The sequence below is a fragment of the Actinomadura geliboluensis genome (assembly GCF_043197915.1).
Classification (GTDB): Bacteria; Actinomycetota; Actinomycetes; order Streptosporangiales; family Streptosporangiaceae; genus Spirillospora; species Spirillospora geliboluensis.
In genome coordinates this window covers 423,168-441,868 of record NZ_JBICUA010000010.1, presented here as the reverse complement: position 1 = coordinate 441,868, position 18,701 = coordinate 423,168, and the positions used below count along the sequence as shown (strand labels likewise).

The window sequence follows — 18,701 nt, the reverse complement described above, 5'->3', positions numbered from 1 at the left end:
CGCCATGGGCAGCGCCCTGCTGGTGCTCCGCCTCGTCCTGGCCGACCTGCGCAGGCATCCCGGGCAGGCGGCGATGCTCCTCGTCGCGATCACCGCGGCCACCGCCACGCTGGCGCTGGGCCTGTCGCTGCACGGCGCGACCGACTCGCTCTACCGGAAGACGCGCGCGGCGACGGCCGGGCCGGACATGGTGGTGCTCACCCCCGGCACCGACCAGACCCCCTTGACCGAGCTACTGGACGATCCGCAGGTCGTCGCTCACAGCGGCCCGCACCGCCAGTACTACACAACCCTTGCGGCGCACGGTCTCAAGTCGCGCGCCGTGGTACTGGGCGCCCCCGCGTCACCTGGCCCGGTCGACCGCCCGCTGGTGACGTCCGGTACCTGGGTGCGTCCGGGCGGCGTCGTGGTCGAGCGGGGCTTCGCCGCCGCCCTGGGCGTCCGCGCCGGCGACCGCGTCACCGTCGCGGGCCGTTCGCTTCCCGTCGTCGGGACGGCCGTGACCGCGGCGAGCAACGTCTACCCGGGTGCGCAGCTGATCGGGCCGGGCGACGGCCCGGTGGACTACAGCGGCCTGGTCTGGATGGGCGAATCCGAGGCCCGCGCGCTGGCGGCGGCCGAGCGCTTGGAGGTGACCTCGCTCATCTACCTGAAGCTGCGCGACCCCGCCGCCACCGGCGACTTCATGGCCGCCCACAGTGACCCCGCGGTGCGCCCCTTCAGCTGGCAGTTCATGGCCGGGCACGACGCGAGGGTCCTCAGGGACAGCCAGCCCATCCTGGTCATCGGCAGCTGGCTGCTCAGCTTCCTGGCCGTCGCCGGCGTGGCCGTGCTCGCCGCGGGACGCGCCGCCAAGCAGACCCGCCGCGTCGGGCTGCTCAAGGCCGTCGGCGCGGCGCCCGGCCTCATCGCCGCCGTCCTGTTCGCCGAGTACCTGGCCGTCGCGCTGGCCGCCGACGCGCTCGGGCTCGGGATCGCGCGGCTGGCCGTGCCGGTGGCGGCCAACCCCACCGCGAGCCTGCTCAGCGCGTCCGCGGGCCCGTCCGCCGACACCGCCTTCTTCACGACGGTCGTCGCGCTCGCCATGGCCGGCTTCACCACCCTCGGCCCGACCCTGCGGGCGCTGCGCACCCCGACCGTCGCCGCGCTGGCCGACTCCGCCCAGCGGCCCCCGCACCGGTCCCGGCTGACCCGCGTGTCGGCGCTGCTGCCGACTCCGCTGCTGCTCGGGCTGCGGCTGATCGCCCGCCGTCCGGGGCGCGCGGTGCTGCACGCGTCCAGCATCGCGGTCACCGTGATGGGACTGACCGCCCTGCTGATCCTCCACGCGCAGCCCGATTTCAGCTACGGGCTTGGGTCGTCCGACCTGGGCAACGTGCGGGTCGAGCAGGGCCGCCACATGCTCCTGGCCGTCACCATCGGGCTGATCGCGCTCGCCGCCGTCAACACCGTCACCGTCACGTGGACGACCGCGCTCGAAGCCCGTCCGACCATGGCGGTCGCGCGGACGCTCGGTGCCACGCCAGGTCAGATCACGGCCGGGCTCTCCGTCGCGCAGCTCCTCCCGACTCTGCCGGGTGCCCTCGCGGGCGTTCCCCTCGGCATGTTCGTGTGCTGGCTCTTCAGCTCCGGCGAGACGCCCATGCCTCCCACCTGGGTGCTGTTCGCGGCCGCGCTCGCGGCGCTTCCCGTCACGGCGGCGCTCACCGCCGTCCCCGCCCGCCTCGCGGCCCGCCGGTCCATCGCCCGGACGCTCAGCGCCGAAGCGTCCTGAGCAGGAGCCCGGATCAACGGTCTTCACGGGGCGGGGCCGGGCGGTTAGTCTGCTTGTGGCGTCCACGCCGGTCGTATGCGCCTTGCGCCTGGGAGAGTCCCGTCCGCGGGACTTGTTTGGCTCTGCACCGGCTCCTCTTGTCCCCGTTCTGGAGGAGTCGTTCCGTGAGAACCACGTACAAGCGATGGTCCCCCGCCGTCGCGGCGCTGGCGTCGGCGCTGGCGGCGCTGGTCCTGTCGCTCGGCGCGGTGGTGGTGCTCTCCGCGCCGTCGTCCGCGCAGCCCAACGTCCTGGTCGCCTGCACGTATCCGGCCTGGGCCGAGGGCACCAGCTACAAGGCGGGTGACAAGGTCACCTACAGCGCCCACGGCTACGAGGCGATCGTCGCCCACACCGCCTACCCCGGCGCGAACTGGAACCCCGCGTCCACGCCCACGCTGTGGCGCGACCTCGGCGCGTGCGACGGGTCCACACCGCCGACCACGCCGCCCACCACGCCCCCGACCACGCCGCCCACGACACCGCCGACCACTCAGCCGCCCGGGGACGAGACCTGCGCGGTCAAGTCGCGGCCCGCGGGCAAGGTGCTGCAGGGGTACTGGGAGAACTGGGACGGCTCGTCCAACGGCGTGCACCCGCCGTTCGGCTGGACGCCCATCGACAACCCCGTCATCAAGCAGCACGGCTACAACGTCATCAACGCGGCGTTCCCCGTGATCCGGTCCGACGGCACCGTCCTGTGGGAGGACGGCATGGACTCCACGGTCAAGGTCGCCACGCCCGCCGAGATGTGCGCGGCGAAGGCCGCCGGCGCGACGATCCTGATGTCGATCGGCGGCGCCGCCGCCGGCATCGACCTCAGCTCCAGCAGCGTCGCGGACCGGTTCGTCGCGACGGTCGTGCCGATCCTGAAGCGGTACAACTTCGACGGCATCGACATCGACATCGAGACGGGCCTGACCGGCAGCGGCAGCATCGGGCAGCTGTCGGCGTCGCAGTCCAACCTGATCCGCATCATCGACGGCGTGCTCGCGCAGATGCCGTCCAACTTCGGGCTCACGATGGCGCCCGAGACCGCGTACGTGACCGGCGGCAGCGTGACCTACGGCTCCATCTGGGGCGCCTACCTGCCGATCATCAAGAAGTACGCGGACAACGGCCGGCTGTGGTGGCTGAACATGCAGTACTACAACGGCAGCATGTACGGGTGCTCGGGCGACTCCTACTCCGCCGGGACGGTCGAGGGCTTCGTGAAGCAGACCGAGTGCCTGAACAACGGGCTCGTCGTTCAGGGCACCACGATCCGGGTGCCGTACGACAAGCAGGTGCCGGGGCTGCCCGCGCAGCCGGGCGCCGGCGGCGGCTACATGTCGACCGGCCTCGTCGGCCAGGCATGGAACCGCTTCAACGGCCAGTTGAAGGGACTGATGACCTGGTCCATCAACTGGGACGGCTCGAAGGGCTGGACGTTCGGCGACAACGTCCGCGGTCTCCAGGGCCGGTGACGGCCCGGTGAAGGACGGGGGCGGGCCCGGCACCGCGCCGCCGGGCCCGCCCCCGCCCCGGCTCCGAGGCCGGGCTTGACCTTGACGCCGGTGTCAGGGCATAGCGTCGCGATCGGCCACGGAGGAGGGCGGATGCGGATCGGGGAACTCGCCGAGCGCGCGGGCGTCAGCACCCGCACGCTGCGCTACTACGAGCAGCAGGGGCTGCTGCGGGCGCGGCGGGCGTCCAACGGGTACCGGCAGTACGAGGAGTCCGACGTGCGGCTCGTCGCCGAGATCCGGTCGCTGCTGGCGGCCGGGTTCACCCTGGACGACACCCGGCCGTTCGTCGACTGCCTGCGCGCCGGGCACGCCGACGGCGCCGCCTGCCCCGAGTCCGTCGCGGTGTACCGGCGGAAGCTGGCGGAGATCGACGCGGAGATCCGCGCCCTGATCCGGCTCCGCGCGGACGTGGCCGACCAGTTGACGCGCGCCTGCCCGGGGTGCGCGCTCGCACCGGAGGCGACGAATGATCACACTGACCAGCGCGAACTTCGACCGGCACGTGCTCGGCGGCGGCAAGCCGGTACTGGTCGAATTCTGGGCGGACTGGTGCCCGCCGTGCCGGATGATCGCGCCGATCCTGGCGGAGATCGAGGCCGAGCACGGCGACCGGCTGGCCGTGGCGAAGATCAACGGTGACGACCACCCGGACATCGTGTCCCGGTACGGCGTGATGGGCTTCCCCACGCTGAACCTCTACCGGGACGGCGAGGTCGTCCGGCAGATCGTCGGCGCGAAGCCCAAGCGGCAGCTGCTGGCCGCGCTCGACGGCCACATCTGACCCCCGTGTGCTGATCACGTTCGAGCACGGCGCCCCCTATGCTCGTGACGGGTCCATTACCGTCGGGAGGGCGCCGTGCGCACGCTGTTGAACGTGATCTGGTTGGTCCTGGCGGGCTTCTGGATGGCGGTGAGCTACGCGATCGCCGGGATCATCTGCTGCATCCTGATCATCACGATCCCGTTCGGGATCGCCTCGTTCCGCATTGCGGCGTTCGCGCTGTGGCCGTTCGGCCGGACGACCGTCCCGAAGCGGGGCGCGGGCGCGGGCTCGATGCTCGGCAACATCATCTGGATCATCGTGGCCGGGTGGTGGCTGGCGCTCGGCCACCTGTTCACCGGCCTGCTGCTGTGCATCACGATCATCGGCATCCCGTTCGGGATCGCCAACTTCAAGCTGATCCCGATCTCGCTGCTGCCGCTCGGCCACGAGATCGTCTCGTCCCGCGACGCGCAGGGGCCGGCCTTCTGACCCCCGGCCCCCGGGCGCCCGCTCCCCGGCCCGAAGGTCAGGACGTCCAGGGAGTGCCGGTCAGCCGCTCGTAGACCTCGGTGTAGCGGGCGCGGGTGGCGTCGACGACGTCCTGCGGGATGGCGGGGCCGGGCGGGGTGCGGTCCCAGTCGAGGGTGCTGCTCCAGTCGCGGACGAACTGCTTGTCGAGCGAGTGCTGCGGGCGGCCCGGCTCCCACTCGTCGGCCGGCCAGAACCGGGACGAGTCGGGCGTGAGGACCTCGTCGCCGAGGACGAGCGTGCCGTCGGCGGCCCGGCCGAACTCCAGCTTCGTGTCGGCGATGATGATGCCGCGCTCGGCGGCGAGGGCGGCGCCGCGCCGGTAGATCTCCAGCGTGACGTCCTTGAGGCGGGCGGCGGTGTCCGCGCCGATCTCGCGGACGACGTCGGCGTAGGTGATGAACTCGTCGTGGCCCTCGGTGGCCTTCGTCGTCGGGGTGAAGATCGGCTCGGGGAGGCGGGAGGCGTCGACCAGGCCCTCCGGCAGCGCGATCCCGGAGACGGTGCCGTTCTTCTCGTACTCCTTGAGGCCGAGGCCGGTGAGGTGGCCGCGGGCGATCCACTCGACGGGGAGCATGGTGAGGCGGCGGCAGCGGATGGCGCGGCCGGCCCACTCGTCCGGCACGTCGGTCGCCGACACGACATGGTTCGGGATGACGTCGGCGAGCTGCTCGAACCACCACAGCGACAGCTGCGTCAGGATCTTGCCCTTGTCGGGGATCTCCGTGGGCAGGACGACGTCGTAGACGCTCACCCGGTCGGACGCCACCAGGATCAGCTCGTCGCCGTCCGCGTAGACGTCCCTGACCTTCCCCGAGTGGATCAGCTCCATGTCGCTCCTCAGCTAGCGGTCCTGCCCGGTAGGAGTCTGGCACAGTGCCGCCCGGCGCCCCCACGAGGGCCGATAGGTTCTGATCAGTCGGGTGGGGGAGGCTCCGGGGTGCGGGCTTTTCGGGCTGTGGGGGCGTTGCGTGCGGCCGTCGCCGCAGCGGTGCTGCTGGCGTTGCTGGGGGCCAAGGGCTGCGAGGCGTCCGGGCGGGACGGCGGCGCCGCCCCGCCGGCGGAGCGGGAGCCGGCGCCGGCCGCGACGCCGGCCGCCCGGGACGAGGCGGCCGAGTGGGCGAAGTGGGGCCTCAAGCCGCTGCCGTCCGCGCCCGCCCCGCCGCCGGAGAGGCCGCTCAAGCTCGGCGGCGAAGGGCCCGTGACGGTCTTCGACAAGGTCCCGACCGATCAGCGTGTCGTCTTCATCACGATCGATGACGGGCAGGAGAAGGACCCCCGGTTCGTCCAGATGCTGACTGACCTCCGGGTGCCCGTCACCATGTTCCTCACCGACAACGTCATCCAGGACGACTACGGCTACTTCAAGCCCTTGCAGGCGCTGGGGAACCACGTCCAGAACCACACGATGACCCATCCCGTCCTGCCGACCCTGGGGCTGGACGGCCAGAAGCGCGAGATCTGCGGCGCCCAGAAGGTTCTCGCCAAGCAGTACGGGACGAGACCCACCCTGCTCAGGCCGCCCTTCGGACGCTGGAACTGGGCCACGCAGCAGGCGTCCCGCGAGTGCGGCATCGACGGGATCGTCATGTGGCGGGCGTCCATGCAGATCCACGACATGCAGTACGACGACCTCAACAAGAAGCTGCACCCCGGTGACATCCTGCTGGCCCACTTCCGGGGCCCGGAGCAGCTCAAGGGCGCGACGATGACGGAGATGTTCGCCAACATGCTGAAGCGCATCCGGCGGCAGGGCTTCGCCGTCGCACGCCTTGAGGACTACGTCACTCGCGTCACTCCTCAATGAACACCCGGACGCTCTTGAGGGACGAGTCGGCCGCGTCCGGCACGACCATCCCGGCGGACACGCCGGAGCGCAGGTAGATCGCGGAGATCTCCGCGCGGACGCGGGAGGCCAGGTGGAGCGCGTCCTGGAGCAGCGCGTGGCCGTGCTCGACCATCTGCCGCCGCCACCCGTCCAGCCCCGCGTAGAGCAGGACGGAGGGGCTGGTGGTGCCGAGCAGGTCCTCGCGGGCCTTCAGCACGGAAGGGTCGACCAGGCTCCCCTGCTGGTGGAAGACCGAGCCCTGTTCGAGGCCGGCGCCCATCTTGTGGACGCTCGTGACGCACACGTCGGCGCCGGAGTCCATGGCCCAGGTCGGCAGGTCGGGGTGGAACGGCAGGTGCGCGCCCCACGCCTCGTCCACGATGAGCGGTTTGCCGCGGTCGTGGCAGGCCACGGCGATCGCGGTGAGGTCGGCGCACGTCCCGTACGGGGTGGGGCTGGTGACGAGGGCGCCGCGCGCGTCGGGGTGCTCGTCGAGGCGGGCGGCGAACGCCTCGGCGGTCGGCGGGTGCGCCAGGTGCCGGGACGCGTCCCACTGCGGGTCCACCCAGATCGGGCGGACGCCGGACAGGATCAGGCCGGACACGACGGACTTGTGGGCGTCCCGGCCGACGACGAGCTTCTCGCCGGGGCCCGCGACGGACAGCATGGCGCTCTTGACCGACAGGGAGCTGCCGCACGTCGAGAAGAACGTCTGCTCGGCGTGGACGGCGTCGGCCATCAGCTCCTGCGCCCGCTCCAGGACCTTGCCGCTCGACATGCGGTCGTCCAGGCCGGAGATCGCCAGCAGGTCCGAGCGGAAGACCGCGTCGCCCAGCACGTCCCGCACGCGCGGGTCGGCGCCGCGGCCCTGCTTGTGGCCGGGCGGGGTGAAGGGGAGCTGGTCCTCGCGGTGGTAGGCGGCGAGGGCGTCGAGGACGGGGGCGTGCGAGTGGTCCATGGCGGGGTGCTTCCCGGGACGCCCGCCGGGTAACGCGCGGACAAAGAGGGCGAATGCGACGCCAATCAACGGGTAGGGCGGGGCGTGAACGGCCGAGAGGGAGTGACCGATGAACGATCGCATACCGGCTGAGGTCGAGCTGGCCTGGGAGGACTTCCACCGGCTCGTCAACATGACCTCCGACGAGCTGCGGACGTGGCTGCTCACGGACGCCTCGGGCGAGGACGCGTTCCCCGAGCCCGGCCCCGGCCCGGGGGTGAACGAGCTCGGCGCCCGCGTGGTCGACGTGCTGCGCAAGCGGAAGGTCGACCTCACCGAGAGCGACGCCGAGCTGATGCAGGAGGTCGTGGACTTCGTCGAGGACCATCTCGACAACCGTCCGCCGAACGCGGAACGGGACGACGGATGGCGGCACGAGCTGATGAGCGTGGGGCACGACCCGCTCCGGCCCGAGCCGTCCACCGCATAGGAGGCGTGATCATGCCGAATCCGCAGCAGCCCGAGATGCGGCGGTCGGAGCGGACCGCCGTGACCGAGGAGCCGGCGCCGGAGGCCACCGACCCGAAGATGACGCGGCGCAAGGGCCACGCGCACGGCACCGACAAGGGGAAGAAGGGCGGCGGCAAGGGCGGCGGGGTCCCGCCGGGCCAGCGGCCGCCGCACCCCGACTGAGCGGTCGCGCGGGCCGCCCCGGTGGACGACCGGGGCGGCCCGCGCACGCGTGCGCGGCTTGTGGGACACGGCGGGAGGGTAGGGACGAAAGGTGATCGAGCTATCGCCGGGCCAGGGGTTCGTCCAGATCGGGGAACTGCTGCTGGCGATGGTGCTGTCGGCCGCGATCGGGCTGGAGCGCGGGCTGCGCAACAAGAGCGCGGGCCTGCGCACGCACACCCTCGTCGGCGTCGGCGCGGCGCTGTTCATGCTGGTCAGCAAGTACGGGTTCGAGGACGTGCCGGGCAACGTGTCGCTCGACCCGTCCCGGGTGGCGGCGCAGATCGTGTCCGGCATCGGCTTCATCGGCGGCGGGCTGATCTTCGTCCGGCGGGACGCGGTGCGCGGGCTGACCACGGCGGCGGTCGTGTGGGTGACGGCGGCGGTCGGCATGGCGGCGGGTGGCGGGCTGCCGATCCTCGCGGTGGCGGTGACGGGCGTCCACTTCCTCGTGGTGTACGGGCTGAGCGCGGTGACGCGGCGGCTGCCGCTGGAGCGGTTCCGCCCGGCGGGGCTCGCCCGCATGCGGCTCGTCTACCGGGACGGGCGCGGCGCGCTGCGGCGGGTCCTGATGGAGTGCACGCGGCGCGGCTTCGTCATCCTGGAGGTCAGCATCGACCGCGAGTACCTGCCGGACGACTCCGACCGCGGCCGGGACGAGCGCCGCGACCGCCGCGAGCCGGACGACCGGCGGCGGCTCGGCAACGCCGTGGTGTCGATCGTGCTGGAGGGCACCGGCTCGATCCCGGACCTCACCGCGCACCTCAGCGAACTGGACGACGTCGTCGGCGTCACGGTCGGCGCCGACCACGACGACGACCGGGAATAGCCGCCCGGCCGGGCGCGGGCCGCTAGGGGACCCGCGTCTGCGGGCTGTAGCCGTCGTCCTCCCCGCCCGGGGTCTCGGCCTCGGCGATCGGCGGGTCGGTCGGGCCGGGCGCGTGCTCGTCCGCGAAGTCCGCGTCCTCCTCCTGCGGCGCGTCGGCCTCGGCGCGCCGGTCGGCGAGCGGCTTGTCCTCGTCCCTCTTCTTGTCGGTCATTTCGCCCCTCCTCGCGGGCCGGGCGGGGCGGCCCCGGCCTCGGGGCCGCCCCGGCGATCGTCAGCTGCGGACCTTGCCGATGGCGTCGCGGACGCGGTCGGCGACGGCGGCCACCGGGCCGACCGCGAGGTTCTTGGCGGCCGACTCGGTGCCCTGGTGCGGGTGCGTCGGCGCGACCGCCTCGGCGGCGCGCACGGCCGCCGCCATGCCGCGCAGCTGCTCGGGCGTCGCGTCCTGCCGGATGCGCGGGAACTCCTCGCGCTCCTCGTGCGTGGCGTGCGCCTCCACGTCCCGGTGGAACCGGGCGAACTTCTCCTCGAAGTCCGGGGAGTCGGTGTTCATCTTCTCCAGCTCGGCCAGGGCGCCCTTGGCCTCGTTCTCCTCCTGCAGCCGGTCGTCGACCACATGGGAGCCGTTGCCGATGGCATGGCGGGCGAACGGGTGGACGATCTCCTCCTCGGCGGTCTCGTGCACCGCGAGAAGCCGGCGCAGCTCGTCGAAGGCGCGCTTGCGCGCCTCGCCGCGGCTGCTCTCCACGGTCGACGCCAGCCGGCGGATCTCATCGTGCTGCGCGAGCAGCAGGTCGACGACGTTCTCGGCCTTCTCGGCCATGGTCATCCTCCTCGTCATGGTTCGAGGGAGGCGATACCCGGAGGGCGGAGTTCAACCCTGGCTCACGCCGGCGCGGCGCGGCCGCGGACGAAATCGACGAGGCGGGGGACGTCGTCGCCGTCCAGGACGATCCCGAAGTCGCGGGCGAGCGTCTCGGGCAGGTCCTCGGGGGCCAGCTCGCGGGACTCGGACGCGCCGTCCGGCCGGGTGATCGACAGCGTCGTCCCGTCGAGGACGCGGAGGGCTTCGGGGGAGAACCGCTGCACGAACGGGCGGGCGGTGAACGGCGACCGGGGGTTGGCGTAGACGTAGTAGTTCAGCACGTCGAAGTCGACGCGGAACACCTCGTTCAGGGCGAACATGTGCCGCCGGATCCAGCCGTCCGCCCCGCGCTGGTGCATCTCCCAGTCGGCCTTGTCGGGGCCCAGCGGGGCCGTGGCGACGCGGCCCCGCTGGAGCCGGAAAGCCCAGCCGTCCTGGACGGCCTCCGCGCCGTCGGTGAACGGCAGCGGCTCCAGCGGCCCGGCGCCGAACCCGACGTCGCACAGCCAGGCGGGCTCGTCGCGCGGCTGCTCCGGGGGACGGACGTGCAGCAGCGCGTGCGTCGGCGGCCGGAGGCGCTCCGCGCCGAGCATGACCCGTCCGGAGAGCGCCGCGATCTCGAACCCGAGCCGCTCCAGCACCGCCGCGAACAGCCGGTTGTGCTCGAAGCAGTAGCCGCCGCGCGGCCGCCCGACCAGTTTCGCCTGGACGGCCTCCAGCGACATCTCGACGGGCCGCCCGAGCATGATCTCCAGGTTCTCGAACGGGATGGACGTGACGTGCGCCCGGTGCAGCGCCCGCAGCGTCGCCTCGGTCGGCGCCAGATCGCCGTCGTATCCGACGCGCTCCAGGTAGGCGGGCAGGTCCAGCAGCTCGCCCTGCCACCCGTAACCGAGATCCTCGCTCATGACTCTCCCTCGCCGGTTTCAGGGGTAACGCCGGACGCGGCGCGGATCTTTCCCGCGTCCCGGATCCGGCGGGCGATCCGGTCGACGTCGCGTCGTTCGCCGGGGGGCAGCGGCGCGCCGGACTCCGCGCGCAGCGCCGCCGCCTCGGCCAGCAGATCGGCGGCGCCCTCGTGCTCGCCGGCCAGGGAGCGGGCCCCGGCGAGCCCTTCCAGCGCGAGGGCGATCGCGCGCGGGTCGCCGATGGCGCGGGCGGCGGCGAGGCCCTCGGTGTGGAGGGCGCGGGCCGCGCGCGCGTCGCCGCGCTCCTCGGCGACGAACCCGAGCTGGGCGTGCACGAACGCGATGCCGGCCGTCCCGCCGATGCCGCGCAGCCAGCCGAGCCGCGCCCGCAGATGGGCCTCGGCGGCGTCGAGGTCGCCGCCCACCCGGGCGACGAGCCCGAGCCCGACCTCGGCGAACTCCTCGGCGGACCGCGCGGCGTGCCGGCGCGCGAGGTCGAGCGCCCGCTCGTGCAGGTCGCGGGCCTCGCCGAGGGCGCCGGTGAGCAGCGCGACGCGGCCGAGGCCGGCGAGCCGGAAGGAGACCTCGGGCCACATCCGCAGCTCCTCGGCGAGCCGGAGCCCGTCCCGCAGGTGCCGGGCCGCCGCGTCGTAGTCGCCGGTGGTCTCGGCCAGGCGGGCGAGGGCGTCGGCGGCCTCCAGCCGTCCCCACGGGTCGCCGAGGTCATCGAAGATCGCCATGCTCTCGGCGGCGTCCCGCGCCAGGGCGGGCAGGTCACCGCGGCCCAGGGCGAACTTGGCCCGGGTCGCGAGCGCGGCGGCCGTGAACCAGCGATCGGCGCGCGCGCGGAACACGGCGAGGGCCCGCTCAACGCGTTCCTCGTTCGCGGCCAGATCGCCGTATGCCCAGTGGACGTGACTCAGAAGCCACTCCGCCTTGGCCCTGGCCAGCGGATCCCTGTCGTCCTTCAGCGCGGCTCTGCGCAGCTCTTCGGAGTCGGTGCCTTCGCCGACCAGCATGGTGAAGGCGGTCAGCCAGGTCTCGGCTTCGGTTCTGGCCGGTGACGCCTGCGGGTCGGTGGAGAGTGCCTTGGCGAGCGCACGTCGTGCGTCTCCGAACCGTCCGCGCAGGTACCAGTACCAGCCGAGGGCGTTCACCAGCCGGAACCCCGGGGCGCCGTGCAGGGCCGCGTTCAGGTTCGCGGCCTCCTGGTCGAGCCGCTCCAGCCAGAAGCCCTGCTCCGGGCCGCGCAGCTGTTCGGCCGCCTGCTCGGCCAGGGCGGTGTAGTGGGCGGCGTGGCGGCGGCGGAACTCGTCCTCCTCGCCCGCCTCGCGCAGGCGCTCCAGGCTGTAGGCGGCGACCGACTCCAGCAGCCGGTAGCGGCCGTCCTCCGTCCGGACGGCGAGGGACCGGTCGACGAGCCGGGCGAGCACGCCGGCGTCGGTATCGCCCACGGCCTCGGCGGCGTCCAGCGTGCAGCCGCCCGCGTGCACGGCGAGGCGCCGCAGCGCCCGCCGCTCGGGCTCGGGCAGCGGCTCCCAGCTCCAGTCGATCACCGCGCGGAGCGTCCGCTGCCGGGCCGGGCCGCCGTGCCGCCCGCCCGCCAGCAGCCGGAACCGGTCGTCCAGCCGCGCCGCCAGGTCCCGCGCGCCGAGCCCGCGGACGCGGGTCGCCGCCAGTTCCAGCGCGAGCGGCAGGCCGTCCAGCCGCCGGCAGATCGACGCGACCCAGGGCGCGGTGCCCGCGTCGAGCGCGAACCCGGGCGACGCGGCGGCGGCCCGCGCGACGAACAGCCGCACGGCGGCGGAATCCAGCAGCGCCTCCGGTGCGCTCTCCGGGCCGGGCAGCCCGAGCGGCGGGACGATCTGCAGCCGCTCCCCAGGCACGCCCAGCGGCTCCCTGGACGTCGCGAGGATCCGCAGGCCCGGCGCATCCGCGAGCAACCGCCCGGCCAGCTCCGCGACCGGGTCGAGCACGTGCTCGCAGTTGTCCAGGACGAGCAGCACCCGCCGCCCGCGCAGCGCGTCGGCCAACGGCCGCTCCGCAGACTCGTCGCGCAAGCCCAGCACGCGGGCGACCTGCCCGGCCACGTCGCCGGCCGTGGCCAGCTCGACCGTCCACACGCCGTCGGGATGGTCGGCGAGCGAACGCGCGGCCGTCTCCAGCGCCAACCTCGTCTTGCCCACGCCGCCGGGCCCGGTCAGAGTCACCAGGCGGTGCTCGGCCAGCAGCGCGCGGGCGTGCCGGACGTCGTCCTCGCGTCCGATGAGTTCGCCGAGCGGGGCTGGCGGTGCGGGGGCTGGGCTTCGCGGCGGGACGGCCTCGGTTTCGAGCATCGACTGGTAGAGCGCGGCCAGTTCGGGGCTCGGATCGACGCCCAGCTCGTCGGCCAGGCGCGCGCGCAGATCGTGGTAGCCAGCGAGTGCCTCGGCCTGCCGTCCGGCCCGGTGGAGTGCGCGCAGGTGTGCGGCGCGCAGCCGTTCGCGCAGCGGATGCAGGGCCACGGCTTCGGCTAGCTCCGTTGCGACTGCGGCGTGCTCGCCCAGTTCGAGCCGCGCCTCGGCAAGGGCCTCCAGCGCGGCGAGGCGGCCCTCCTCCAGCGCGGTGATGGACGGCCGGGCGAACTCCGCGTCGGCGAAGTCGGCGTAGGCGGGGCCGCGCCACAGCGCCAGCGCGTCACCGAGACGCCGCTTGCGGGCGAGGGGATCTGAGGCCGGGTGGGCGTGGAGCGCGGCGAACCGGACGGCGTCCACTGCGTCCGGGGCGACGTCGAGCGCGTACCCGGGCGGACGGAGCGTGATCAGCCTCCGTGCCCCCGGCTCGGCGCCGTCCAGCACCTTCCTCAGCTGGGAGATCCGGGCCTGGAGCGTTCCGGACGGGTTGCGGGGCGGCGCGTCGCCCCAGAGCGCGTCTATGAGCCGGTCGGCGGAGACGGGACGCCCCGGATCGGTGAGCAGGACGGCGAGGAGCGTGCGGACCTTCGCTTCTGGGACGTGGACGGGCGTCCCGTCGTCCGTCCACACCGCGAGCGGCCCCAACACCCCGAAACGCACGGCGCCAGCGTAGCCACCGCTACGGACGGACCCGCAGCCGTTCCGTAGCGGCCAAGACGAGGGTGAAGGCCACGCACTGCAGAACCCACTATCAGGAGGAACCCGTGAAGTCTCCAGTGACGGTCATCGGCCTCGGCCCCATGGGCGCGACGATGGCGAGGACGTTCCTCAAGAACGGCCACCCGACCACGCTGTGGAACCGGACCGCGTCCAAGGCTGCGCCCTTGGTCGAGGCAGGCGCGACCCTGGCTCCGACAGCTGCCGAAGCGGTCGCGGCGTCCGAACTGATCGTCGTCAGCCAGACCGACTACCAGGCGATGTACGACTCGCTGGACGGCGTCGACCTCAAGGGGCGCGTCGTCGTCAACCTCAGCTCCGGCAGCCCGGACGAACTGCGCCGCGCGAGCGAATGGGCGTCCGCGAACGGCGGCGTCCTAGTGACCGGCGGCATCATGGTGCCGCCGCCTGGCATCGGCCAGCCGGGTTCGTACGTCTTCTACAGCGGCCCAGAAGAAGAACTGGACCGCCACAAGGAAGCCCTCACCGAGCTAGGGGACGTCACGTTCGTCGGCACCGACCCCGGTCTGGCGATGCTGTACTACCAGTCCCAGCTGTTCCTGTTCTGGTCGACGCTGACCGCCTACATGCACGCCATCGCCCTGCTGGAGACCGCGGGCGTGTCGGCCCGGCAGTTCCAGCCGTTCGCCGCGACGACCCTCCGTGAGCTGGCCGCGGACGGCCCGATGGGCTTCCTGAAGGTCCTCGCCGAGGAGATCGACGCCGGCGCGTTCCCGGGCGAGGCGAACAGCCTCCGGATGCAGGCGGTCGGCGCCGACCATGTCGTCGAGGCGGCGCGGGAGGCCGGTATCGACACCGCCTGGCCCCTCGCGCTCCGGGACCTGTTCTGGCGCGCCGTGGACGCCGGCCACGGCGCCGACGGACTCGCCTCGGTCGTCACCGCGATCCGGCGGCGTCCGTGACGAGCGGGAGCCGCAGGACGAAGCGGGCGCCGCGCGGGCTGTCGGCGACGCGGAGCGTGCCGCCGTAGATCTCGGCGATCTCGCGGGCGATGGGCAGGCCGAGGCCGGTGCCCTGCGGGTCGCGGGCGCGCGACTCCGGAAGCCTGGCGAACCGCTCGAAGACCCGTTCGCGCGACTCCGGCGGGATTCCGGCGCCGTCGTCCAGCACCTCCAGGACGGCGTCGCCGGCGTCGCGGTCCACGGTGACCCGGATGCGCGACTCGGCGTGCCGTTCGGCGTTGTTCAGCAGGTTGCCGAGCACCCGGCCGAGCCGCACCGTGTTGGCCGTGACGACGGCGCCCGGCGCCAGCCGGGTCTCCACGGGGACGCGGTCGTCGCGCCGGGCCACCTCGCGGCGGACCAGCTCGGCGAGGTCGACGCGTTCGAGGGGGCGCGGGGTGCGGGCGTCGAGGCGGGACAGCTCCAGCAGGTCGACGACGATGTCGTTCAGCCGCCGCACGTCGCCGAGGGCCGACCGGAGCATCGGCTTCCACGGGTAGTCGTCCGGTTCGTCCAGCGCGACCTCCAGGCGCGTCTGCAGCCCGGCGATCGGGTTCCGCAGGTCGTGCGAGGCGTCCGAGACGAACCGGCGCTCCCGGTCGGACGCCTCCTCCAGCCGCGCGAGCGTGGCGTTGACCGTCTCGGAGAGCGCCTGGATCTCGCCGAACGTCCCCGGGACGGGGACCCGCCGGTCCAGGCCGTGGGCGCCGACGGCGGCGAGCTCGGTACGCAGCCGGTCGATCGGGACCAGCGTCCGGCCCATCGTGTGCCACGTCCACCAGGCGATCAGGGCGAGGAGCGCGGTGAGGACGAGGGCGATGCCGAGCGGCAGCAGCCACACGTTCAGCAGGGTCGGCATCGGCGCCGCCGCCACGACCATCACGCCCGGCCCCCACGGCGACTCCCGCAGGCGCATGCCGAACGCCCACACGCAGCCGTCGCGGAACCCGGGGCAGACCCGCTCGTCGACGAGCAGGACGCCCCGCCTCAGCTCGGCCCGCACCAGCGCCGGACGTCCCCGGAGGGCCTCGCTCGACGCCACGACCCGCCCGTCCGGGGTCACGACCTGCACCAGGGGTGCCTCGCCGGGGTGGACGGTGAGATCGCCGCGGTTCGCGCCCGTGCTGATGTCGAACGCGATCCGCTCGGCGGTGCGCTGCGCGTTGTCGGAGACCCTGTTCCGCGCCCAGTCCCGGGCGAGGAGCATCAGCAGGACGAACACGACGGCCAGGACCAGCGCGGACACCGCCACGGTGAGGATGGTCGCGCGGCCGCGCACCGAGAAGAGCAGGCGCGCTCGCCACCGGCGGGCGCGCTCCCGCCTCTCCGTCGTCACAGCCGATCCCCCGGGCGGTACTCACCGTCATCTTCCACTGCTCAGCGTAGTCATCCGGCGACGCGCGCCTGATCAGGCTGAACGCGCGGCGGGGGCGGGACCGTACTGCCGGGGTGACGGGCGACTTTCCGGACGCGAAGGGAGTTGCCGCGGTGGGCGTCGACGACGTGTCGCAGGCCGCTCTGGCCGGCGGGCCGGGCCTCGGACCCGGTTCCGCCCGGCGCGGCGGAGCCGTTGCCGGAGGCGGGGCGCGCGTGATCGGCGCGGTCACGCTGCCGGGGAAGCGGCGGTCGGTCGGGGTCGCGCGCGCCTTCGTCCGGGACGCGGCGGCCGGCCTCCCCGCGGTGGACGACCTGGTGCTGGTGGTGAGCGAGCTGGTCGCGAACGCGGTCACGCACACGGCGTCGGGGCTGGCGGGCGGACGGGTGACGGTCGTTCTCGCGGCGGGGGACGGGCTGGTCCGGCTGGAGGTCGCCGACGGCGGCGCGGCCGGCGGGCGGCCGCACGTGCGGGACGAGGCCGGGGCCGAGACGGGCCGCGGGATGCGGATCGTGGCGGCGCTGTCGGCGCGGTGGGGGTTCCGGGCGGACGGGCCGCGGACGGTGGTGTGGGCGGAGTTCCCCGCCCCGGCCCCGGCCGCGCGGGGCCGGGGCGGGGGCGGGGGATGAGGGCGGCGGACGGCGCCGGTCAGCGGCCCCGGTTGAGCTGCCGGGTGGGCAGCTGCCGGGTGTTGCGGCGGTTGTTCGCGAGATTGGCCGACCTGAAATCGGAGTTCTTCCGCTTGCCCTTCTTCTGGAACTTGGCGAAGGGGTCGGTTTCGGGGTTGTTAATGGCACGCATGAAGACAGCACCTCCGGGCGGTCATGAATTCGGCCGCGAAAGGACCGACGATGGAAAAAGGGGAGCGCGCGACGGCACCGCAGGTCAGGAGACCCGCGGATGCGGAGAAGTGCGCTACGGGAGGAGTGGGAGCGGGCCCGGGGTCACGGCGGCGGGCAGTGCTGGTACGAAACTGGTACGCAGTGCTGGTACGCAGTGCCGTGCGCGATGCCGGTACGCGGTGCCGGGGCGGCTCGACCGAAGAGGTATCAAAGCTCCATGCGGAATAGTTAGCCATAGATTCCGGGCGGTGTCAATCATGAATTCCCGTCCGATCGCGAAGTGGTCGTGCCATGCGCCGTGAACGTGGACGGCGGCGAAGGGAGATACATCTCCGGGAGGCGTCATGAAGCTGCTGGCATGGCTCGCCGTCGCGACGGCGGTGGTGATGGTGGCGGGCAGCCTGTCCGCGTACGGGTACTACTGGAAGCTGCAGAACGCGGTCCAGCACGAGGACGTGGACAAGCTGCTCGGCGGCAACCGGCCGAAGAAGCTGAACAGCGCGCGGAACATCATGGTGATGGGCTCCGACACGCGCGCGGGCGACAACGCCAAGTACGGGCGGGGCCTGCGGAACAAGCCGCCGGCGTCCGACACGATGCTGCTGCTGCACCTGTCGCCGGGCGGCGGGCAGGCGCTGGCCGTCAGCTTCCCGCGCGACCTGATGGTCCCCATCCCGGCGTGCACCCGCAAGGACGGGACGAAGGCGCCCGGCAAGAGCGTCGCCATGCTGAACGAGGCGATGGCCCACGCGGGACCCGCCTGCACGGTGAAGACCATCGAGCAGCTCACGAGGATCCACATCGACCACTTCGTGCAGGTCGACTTCGTGGGGTTCAAGCGGATCGCCACCGCGGTCGGCGGCGTCCCCGTGTGCGTCTTGGGCGACGTCCACGACAAGGACTCCGGGCTCAACCTCACCAAGGGCCCGCACAGGCTGAAGGGCGAGCAGGCCCTCGCGTACGTGCGCAGCCGCAAGGGGTTCGGCGACAAGAGCGACACCGCGCGCATCAAGCGGCAGCAGCACTTCTTCGGTGCGCTGGCCAAGGAGGCGATGAGCGCGGGCGTCCTCACCGATCCGGGGCGGCTGAACGAGCTGCTCAGCGCCACGGCGGAGTCGCTGACGACGGACAAGAGGCTGACCGCCTCGGAGATGGTGAAGATCGCGCAGGGGATGCGCGAGCTGAGCGCCGGCAAGCTCCGCTTCGTGACCGTGCCGTCGGGCGCCTACCCGCTGGACAAGAACCGCGTGGCGCTGGCCCGTCCGGCGTCCGACCAGTTCTTCGAGGCGATCCGCAACGACAAGGTCGTGCCGGCGCAGAACGACTCGAAGGCGCCGAAACCGAGCGCGCCGCCGGGGAAGGTGCGGGTGCTCAACGCGTCCGGCGTGGAGGGGCGCGCCGCGCAGGTCGCGGCGCAGCTCCGGGACGAAGGCTGGCAGGTGACCGGGGTCGGCAACCTGTCCACCGGGACGCAGGCGACCTACGTCCGGTACGGGACGGGCGCGGAGCCGCAGGCGCGCGCGCTCGCCGGGCTCTTGCCGGGCGCGAAGGTCGCGCCGCGCGTGAAGACGCCGGCCGGTGCCGTCGACCTGGTCATCGGGACGGGTTTCACCCAGATCCGGACGTCCGGCGGCATCCCCGTCCAGCGCGGGGAGAGCCGGGCCAGCGACACCGTGTGCGAGAAGGTGGCGTGATCTGTGG

Annotated in this window: 20 protein-coding genes; 12 read left to right on the top strand and 8 right to left on the bottom strand. The window is 73.2% G+C overall.

Annotated features, from left to right (window positions below; genetic code table 11):
* Nucleotides 1-4 precede the first annotated feature (4 nt).
* The 5 genes from ACGFI1_RS31140 (at nucleotide 5) to ACGFI1_RS31120 (ending at nucleotide 4,573) form a co-directional block, all read left to right on the top strand.
* A complete protein-coding gene (locus ACGFI1_RS31140) occupies nucleotides 5-1,774 on the top strand; it encodes an FtsX-like permease family protein (RefSeq protein WP_392790517.1) in 1,770 nt (589 codons plus the stop codon).
* Between the two features lie 164 nt (nucleotides 1,775-1,938).
* Complete coding sequence (locus tag ACGFI1_RS31135; protein WP_392790514.1) at nucleotides 1,939-3,279, top strand: carbohydrate-binding protein; 1,341 nt, start codon at nucleotides 1,939-1,941, stop codon at nucleotides 3,277-3,279.
* Nucleotides 3,280-3,411: 132 nt separating this feature from the next.
* A complete protein-coding gene (locus tag ACGFI1_RS31130; protein ID WP_392790511.1) occupies nucleotides 3,412-3,960 on the top strand; it encodes a MerR family transcriptional regulator in 549 nt (182 codons plus the stop codon).
* A complete protein-coding gene (locus ACGFI1_RS31125; protein ID WP_392790606.1) occupies nucleotides 3,848-4,102 on the top strand; it encodes a thioredoxin family protein in 255 nt (84 codons plus the stop codon). Before ACGFI1_RS31130 ends, ACGFI1_RS31125 begins: the two co-directional genes overlap by 113 nt.
* Before the next feature lie 75 nt (nucleotides 4,103-4,177).
* Nucleotides 4,178-4,573, top strand: a complete 396-nt coding sequence (locus tag ACGFI1_RS31120; protein WP_301173807.1) for a YccF domain-containing protein — start codon at nucleotides 4,178-4,180, stop codon at nucleotides 4,571-4,573.
* A gap of 37 nt (nucleotides 4,574-4,610) precedes the next feature.
* Here ACGFI1_RS31120 and ACGFI1_RS31115 read toward each other — a convergent pair whose 3' ends face one another.
* Nucleotides 4,611-5,444, bottom strand: coding sequence for a phosphoribosylaminoimidazolesuccinocarboxamide synthase (locus tag ACGFI1_RS31115; RefSeq protein WP_392741148.1), 834 nt, complete (start codon nucleotides 5,442-5,444; stop codon nucleotides 4,611-4,613).
* A gap of 126 nt (nucleotides 5,445-5,570) precedes the next feature.
* Here ACGFI1_RS31115 and ACGFI1_RS31110 point away from each other — a divergent pair, with 126 nt between their 5' ends.
* Nucleotides 5,571-6,419: a polysaccharide deacetylase family protein gene (locus ACGFI1_RS31110; protein WP_392790508.1), complete on the top strand. Its 849-nt coding sequence runs from the start codon at nucleotides 5,571-5,573 to the stop codon at nucleotides 6,417-6,419.
* On the opposite strand, the gene ACGFI1_RS31105 is transcribed toward ACGFI1_RS31110, so the two are convergent.
* Nucleotides 6,406-7,398 carry an aminotransferase class I/II-fold pyridoxal phosphate-dependent enzyme gene (locus ACGFI1_RS31105; RefSeq protein WP_392790506.1) on the bottom strand — a complete coding sequence of 331 codons (993 nt, stop codon included), beginning with the start codon at nucleotides 7,396-7,398 and terminating at the stop codon, nucleotides 6,406-6,408. The two genes, ACGFI1_RS31110 and ACGFI1_RS31105, sit on opposite strands and share 14 nt — an antisense overlap.
* Before the next feature lie 109 nt (nucleotides 7,399-7,507).
* Between ACGFI1_RS31105 and ACGFI1_RS31100 the strand changes: the two genes are divergently transcribed.
* The 3 genes from ACGFI1_RS31100 to ACGFI1_RS31090 all read left to right on the top strand — a co-directional run bounded on the left by ACGFI1_RS31100 (nucleotide 7,508) and on the right by ACGFI1_RS31090 (nucleotide 8,938).
* Nucleotides 7,508-7,867, top strand: coding sequence for a DUF3140 domain-containing protein (locus ACGFI1_RS31100; RefSeq protein ID WP_138640051.1), 360 nt, complete (start codon nucleotides 7,508-7,510; stop codon nucleotides 7,865-7,867).
* Nucleotides 7,868-7,878: 11 nt separating this feature from the next.
* Nucleotides 7,879-8,070, top strand: a complete 192-nt coding sequence (locus tag ACGFI1_RS31095) for a hypothetical protein (protein ID WP_364544302.1) — start codon at nucleotides 7,879-7,881, stop codon at nucleotides 8,068-8,070.
* Between the two features lie 91 nt (nucleotides 8,071-8,161).
* Nucleotides 8,162-8,938: an MgtC/SapB family protein gene (locus ACGFI1_RS31090; RefSeq protein ID WP_240808355.1), complete on the top strand. Its 777-nt coding sequence runs from the start codon at nucleotides 8,162-8,164 to the stop codon at nucleotides 8,936-8,938.
* A gap of 22 nt (nucleotides 8,939-8,960) precedes the next feature.
* On the opposite strand, the gene ACGFI1_RS31085 is transcribed toward ACGFI1_RS31090, so the two are convergent.
* The 4 genes from ACGFI1_RS31085 to ACGFI1_RS31070 form a co-directional block, all read right to left on the bottom strand.
* Entirely contained in the window at nucleotides 8,961-9,149 is a 189-nt protein-coding gene (locus tag ACGFI1_RS31085) for a hypothetical protein (protein WP_138640053.1), read from the bottom strand.
* A 60-nt stretch (nucleotides 9,150-9,209) separates the two neighbouring features.
* Complete coding sequence (locus tag ACGFI1_RS31080) at nucleotides 9,210-9,761, bottom strand: hemerythrin domain-containing protein (RefSeq protein ID WP_171069312.1); 552 nt, start codon at nucleotides 9,759-9,761, stop codon at nucleotides 9,210-9,212.
* 62 nt (nucleotides 9,762-9,823) lie between these two features.
* Complete coding sequence (locus ACGFI1_RS31075) at nucleotides 9,824-10,711, bottom strand: arylamine N-acetyltransferase family protein (protein WP_392790503.1); 888 nt, start codon at nucleotides 10,709-10,711, stop codon at nucleotides 9,824-9,826.
* A complete protein-coding gene (locus tag ACGFI1_RS31070; RefSeq protein WP_392790500.1) occupies nucleotides 10,708-13,764 on the bottom strand; it encodes a BTAD domain-containing putative transcriptional regulator in 3,057 nt (1,018 codons plus the stop codon). Before ACGFI1_RS31070 ends, ACGFI1_RS31075 begins: the two co-directional genes overlap by 4 nt.
* 104 nt (nucleotides 13,765-13,868) lie before the next feature.
* On the opposite strand from ACGFI1_RS31070, the gene ACGFI1_RS31065 reads away from it, so the two are divergent.
* Nucleotides 13,869-14,744 (top strand): NAD(P)-dependent oxidoreductase, encoded by an 876-nt coding sequence (locus tag ACGFI1_RS31065; protein WP_392790497.1) that lies wholly within the window; start codon nucleotides 13,869-13,871, stop codon nucleotides 14,742-14,744.
* Here ACGFI1_RS31065 and ACGFI1_RS31060 read toward each other — a convergent pair.
* Complete coding sequence (locus ACGFI1_RS31060) at nucleotides 14,719-16,119, bottom strand: sensor histidine kinase (protein ID WP_392790494.1); 1,401 nt, start codon at nucleotides 16,117-16,119, stop codon at nucleotides 14,719-14,721. The two genes, ACGFI1_RS31065 and ACGFI1_RS31060, sit on opposite strands and share 26 nt — an antisense overlap.
* A 152-nt stretch (nucleotides 16,120-16,271) precedes the next feature.
* Between ACGFI1_RS31060 and ACGFI1_RS31055 the strand changes: the two genes are divergently transcribed.
* Nucleotides 16,272-16,787, top strand: a complete 516-nt coding sequence (locus ACGFI1_RS31055; RefSeq protein ID WP_392790491.1) for an ATP-binding protein — start codon at nucleotides 16,272-16,274, stop codon at nucleotides 16,785-16,787.
* Nucleotides 16,788-16,806: 19 nt separating this feature from the next.
* On the opposite strand, the gene ACGFI1_RS31050 is transcribed toward ACGFI1_RS31055, so the two are convergent.
* Nucleotides 16,807-16,959, bottom strand: a complete 153-nt coding sequence (locus ACGFI1_RS31050) for a hypothetical protein (RefSeq protein WP_171069368.1) — start codon at nucleotides 16,957-16,959, stop codon at nucleotides 16,807-16,809.
* 385 nt (nucleotides 16,960-17,344) lie between these two features.
* On the opposite strand from ACGFI1_RS31050, the gene ACGFI1_RS31045 reads away from it, so the two are divergent.
* Entirely contained in the window at nucleotides 17,345-18,694 is a 1,350-nt protein-coding gene (locus tag ACGFI1_RS31045) for an LCP family protein (RefSeq protein WP_392790489.1), read from the top strand.
* The last annotated feature ends 7 nt before the right edge of the window (nucleotides 18,695-18,701 follow it).

What these genes read in the sequence shown, in the direction of transcription:
- ACGFI1_RS31140 (WP_392790517.1), top strand. Translation starts at nt 5, where the DNA reads ATGGGCAGCGCCCTGCTGGTGCTCCGCCTCGTCCTGGCCGACCTGCGC.
- ACGFI1_RS31130 (WP_392790511.1), top strand. Translation starts at nt 3,412, where the DNA reads ATGCGGATCGGGGAACTCGCCGAGCGCGCGGGCGTCAGCACCCGCACG.
- ACGFI1_RS31115 (WP_392741148.1), bottom strand. Translation starts at nt 5,444, where the DNA reads ATGGAGCTGATCCACTCGGGGAAGGTCAGGGACGTCTACGCGGACGGC.
- ACGFI1_RS31105 (WP_392790506.1), bottom strand. Translation starts at nt 7,398, where the DNA reads ATGGACCACTCGCACGCCCCCGTCCTCGACGCCCTCGCCGCCTACCAC.
- ACGFI1_RS31100 (WP_138640051.1), top strand. Translation starts at nt 7,508, where the DNA reads ATGAACGATCGCATACCGGCTGAGGTCGAGCTGGCCTGGGAGGACTTC.
- ACGFI1_RS31095 (WP_364544302.1), top strand. Translation starts at nt 7,879, where the DNA reads ATGCCGAATCCGCAGCAGCCCGAGATGCGGCGGTCGGAGCGGACCGCC.
- ACGFI1_RS31085 (WP_138640053.1), bottom strand. Translation starts at nt 9,149, where the DNA reads ATGACCGACAAGAAGAGGGACGAGGACAAGCCGCTCGCCGACCGGCGC.
- ACGFI1_RS31080 (WP_171069312.1), bottom strand. Translation starts at nt 9,761, where the DNA reads ATGGCCGAGAAGGCCGAGAACGTCGTCGACCTGCTGCTCGCGCAGCAC.
- ACGFI1_RS31075 (WP_392790503.1), bottom strand. Translation starts at nt 10,711, where the DNA reads ATGAGCGAGGATCTCGGTTACGGGTGGCAGGGCGAGCTGCTGGACCTG.
- ACGFI1_RS31050 (WP_171069368.1), bottom strand. Translation starts at nt 16,959, where the DNA reads ATGCGTGCCATTAACAACCCCGAAACCGACCCCTTCGCCAAGTTCCAG.
- ACGFI1_RS31045 (WP_392790489.1), top strand. Translation starts at nt 17,345, where the DNA reads ATGAAGCTGCTGGCATGGCTCGCCGTCGCGACGGCGGTGGTGATGGTG.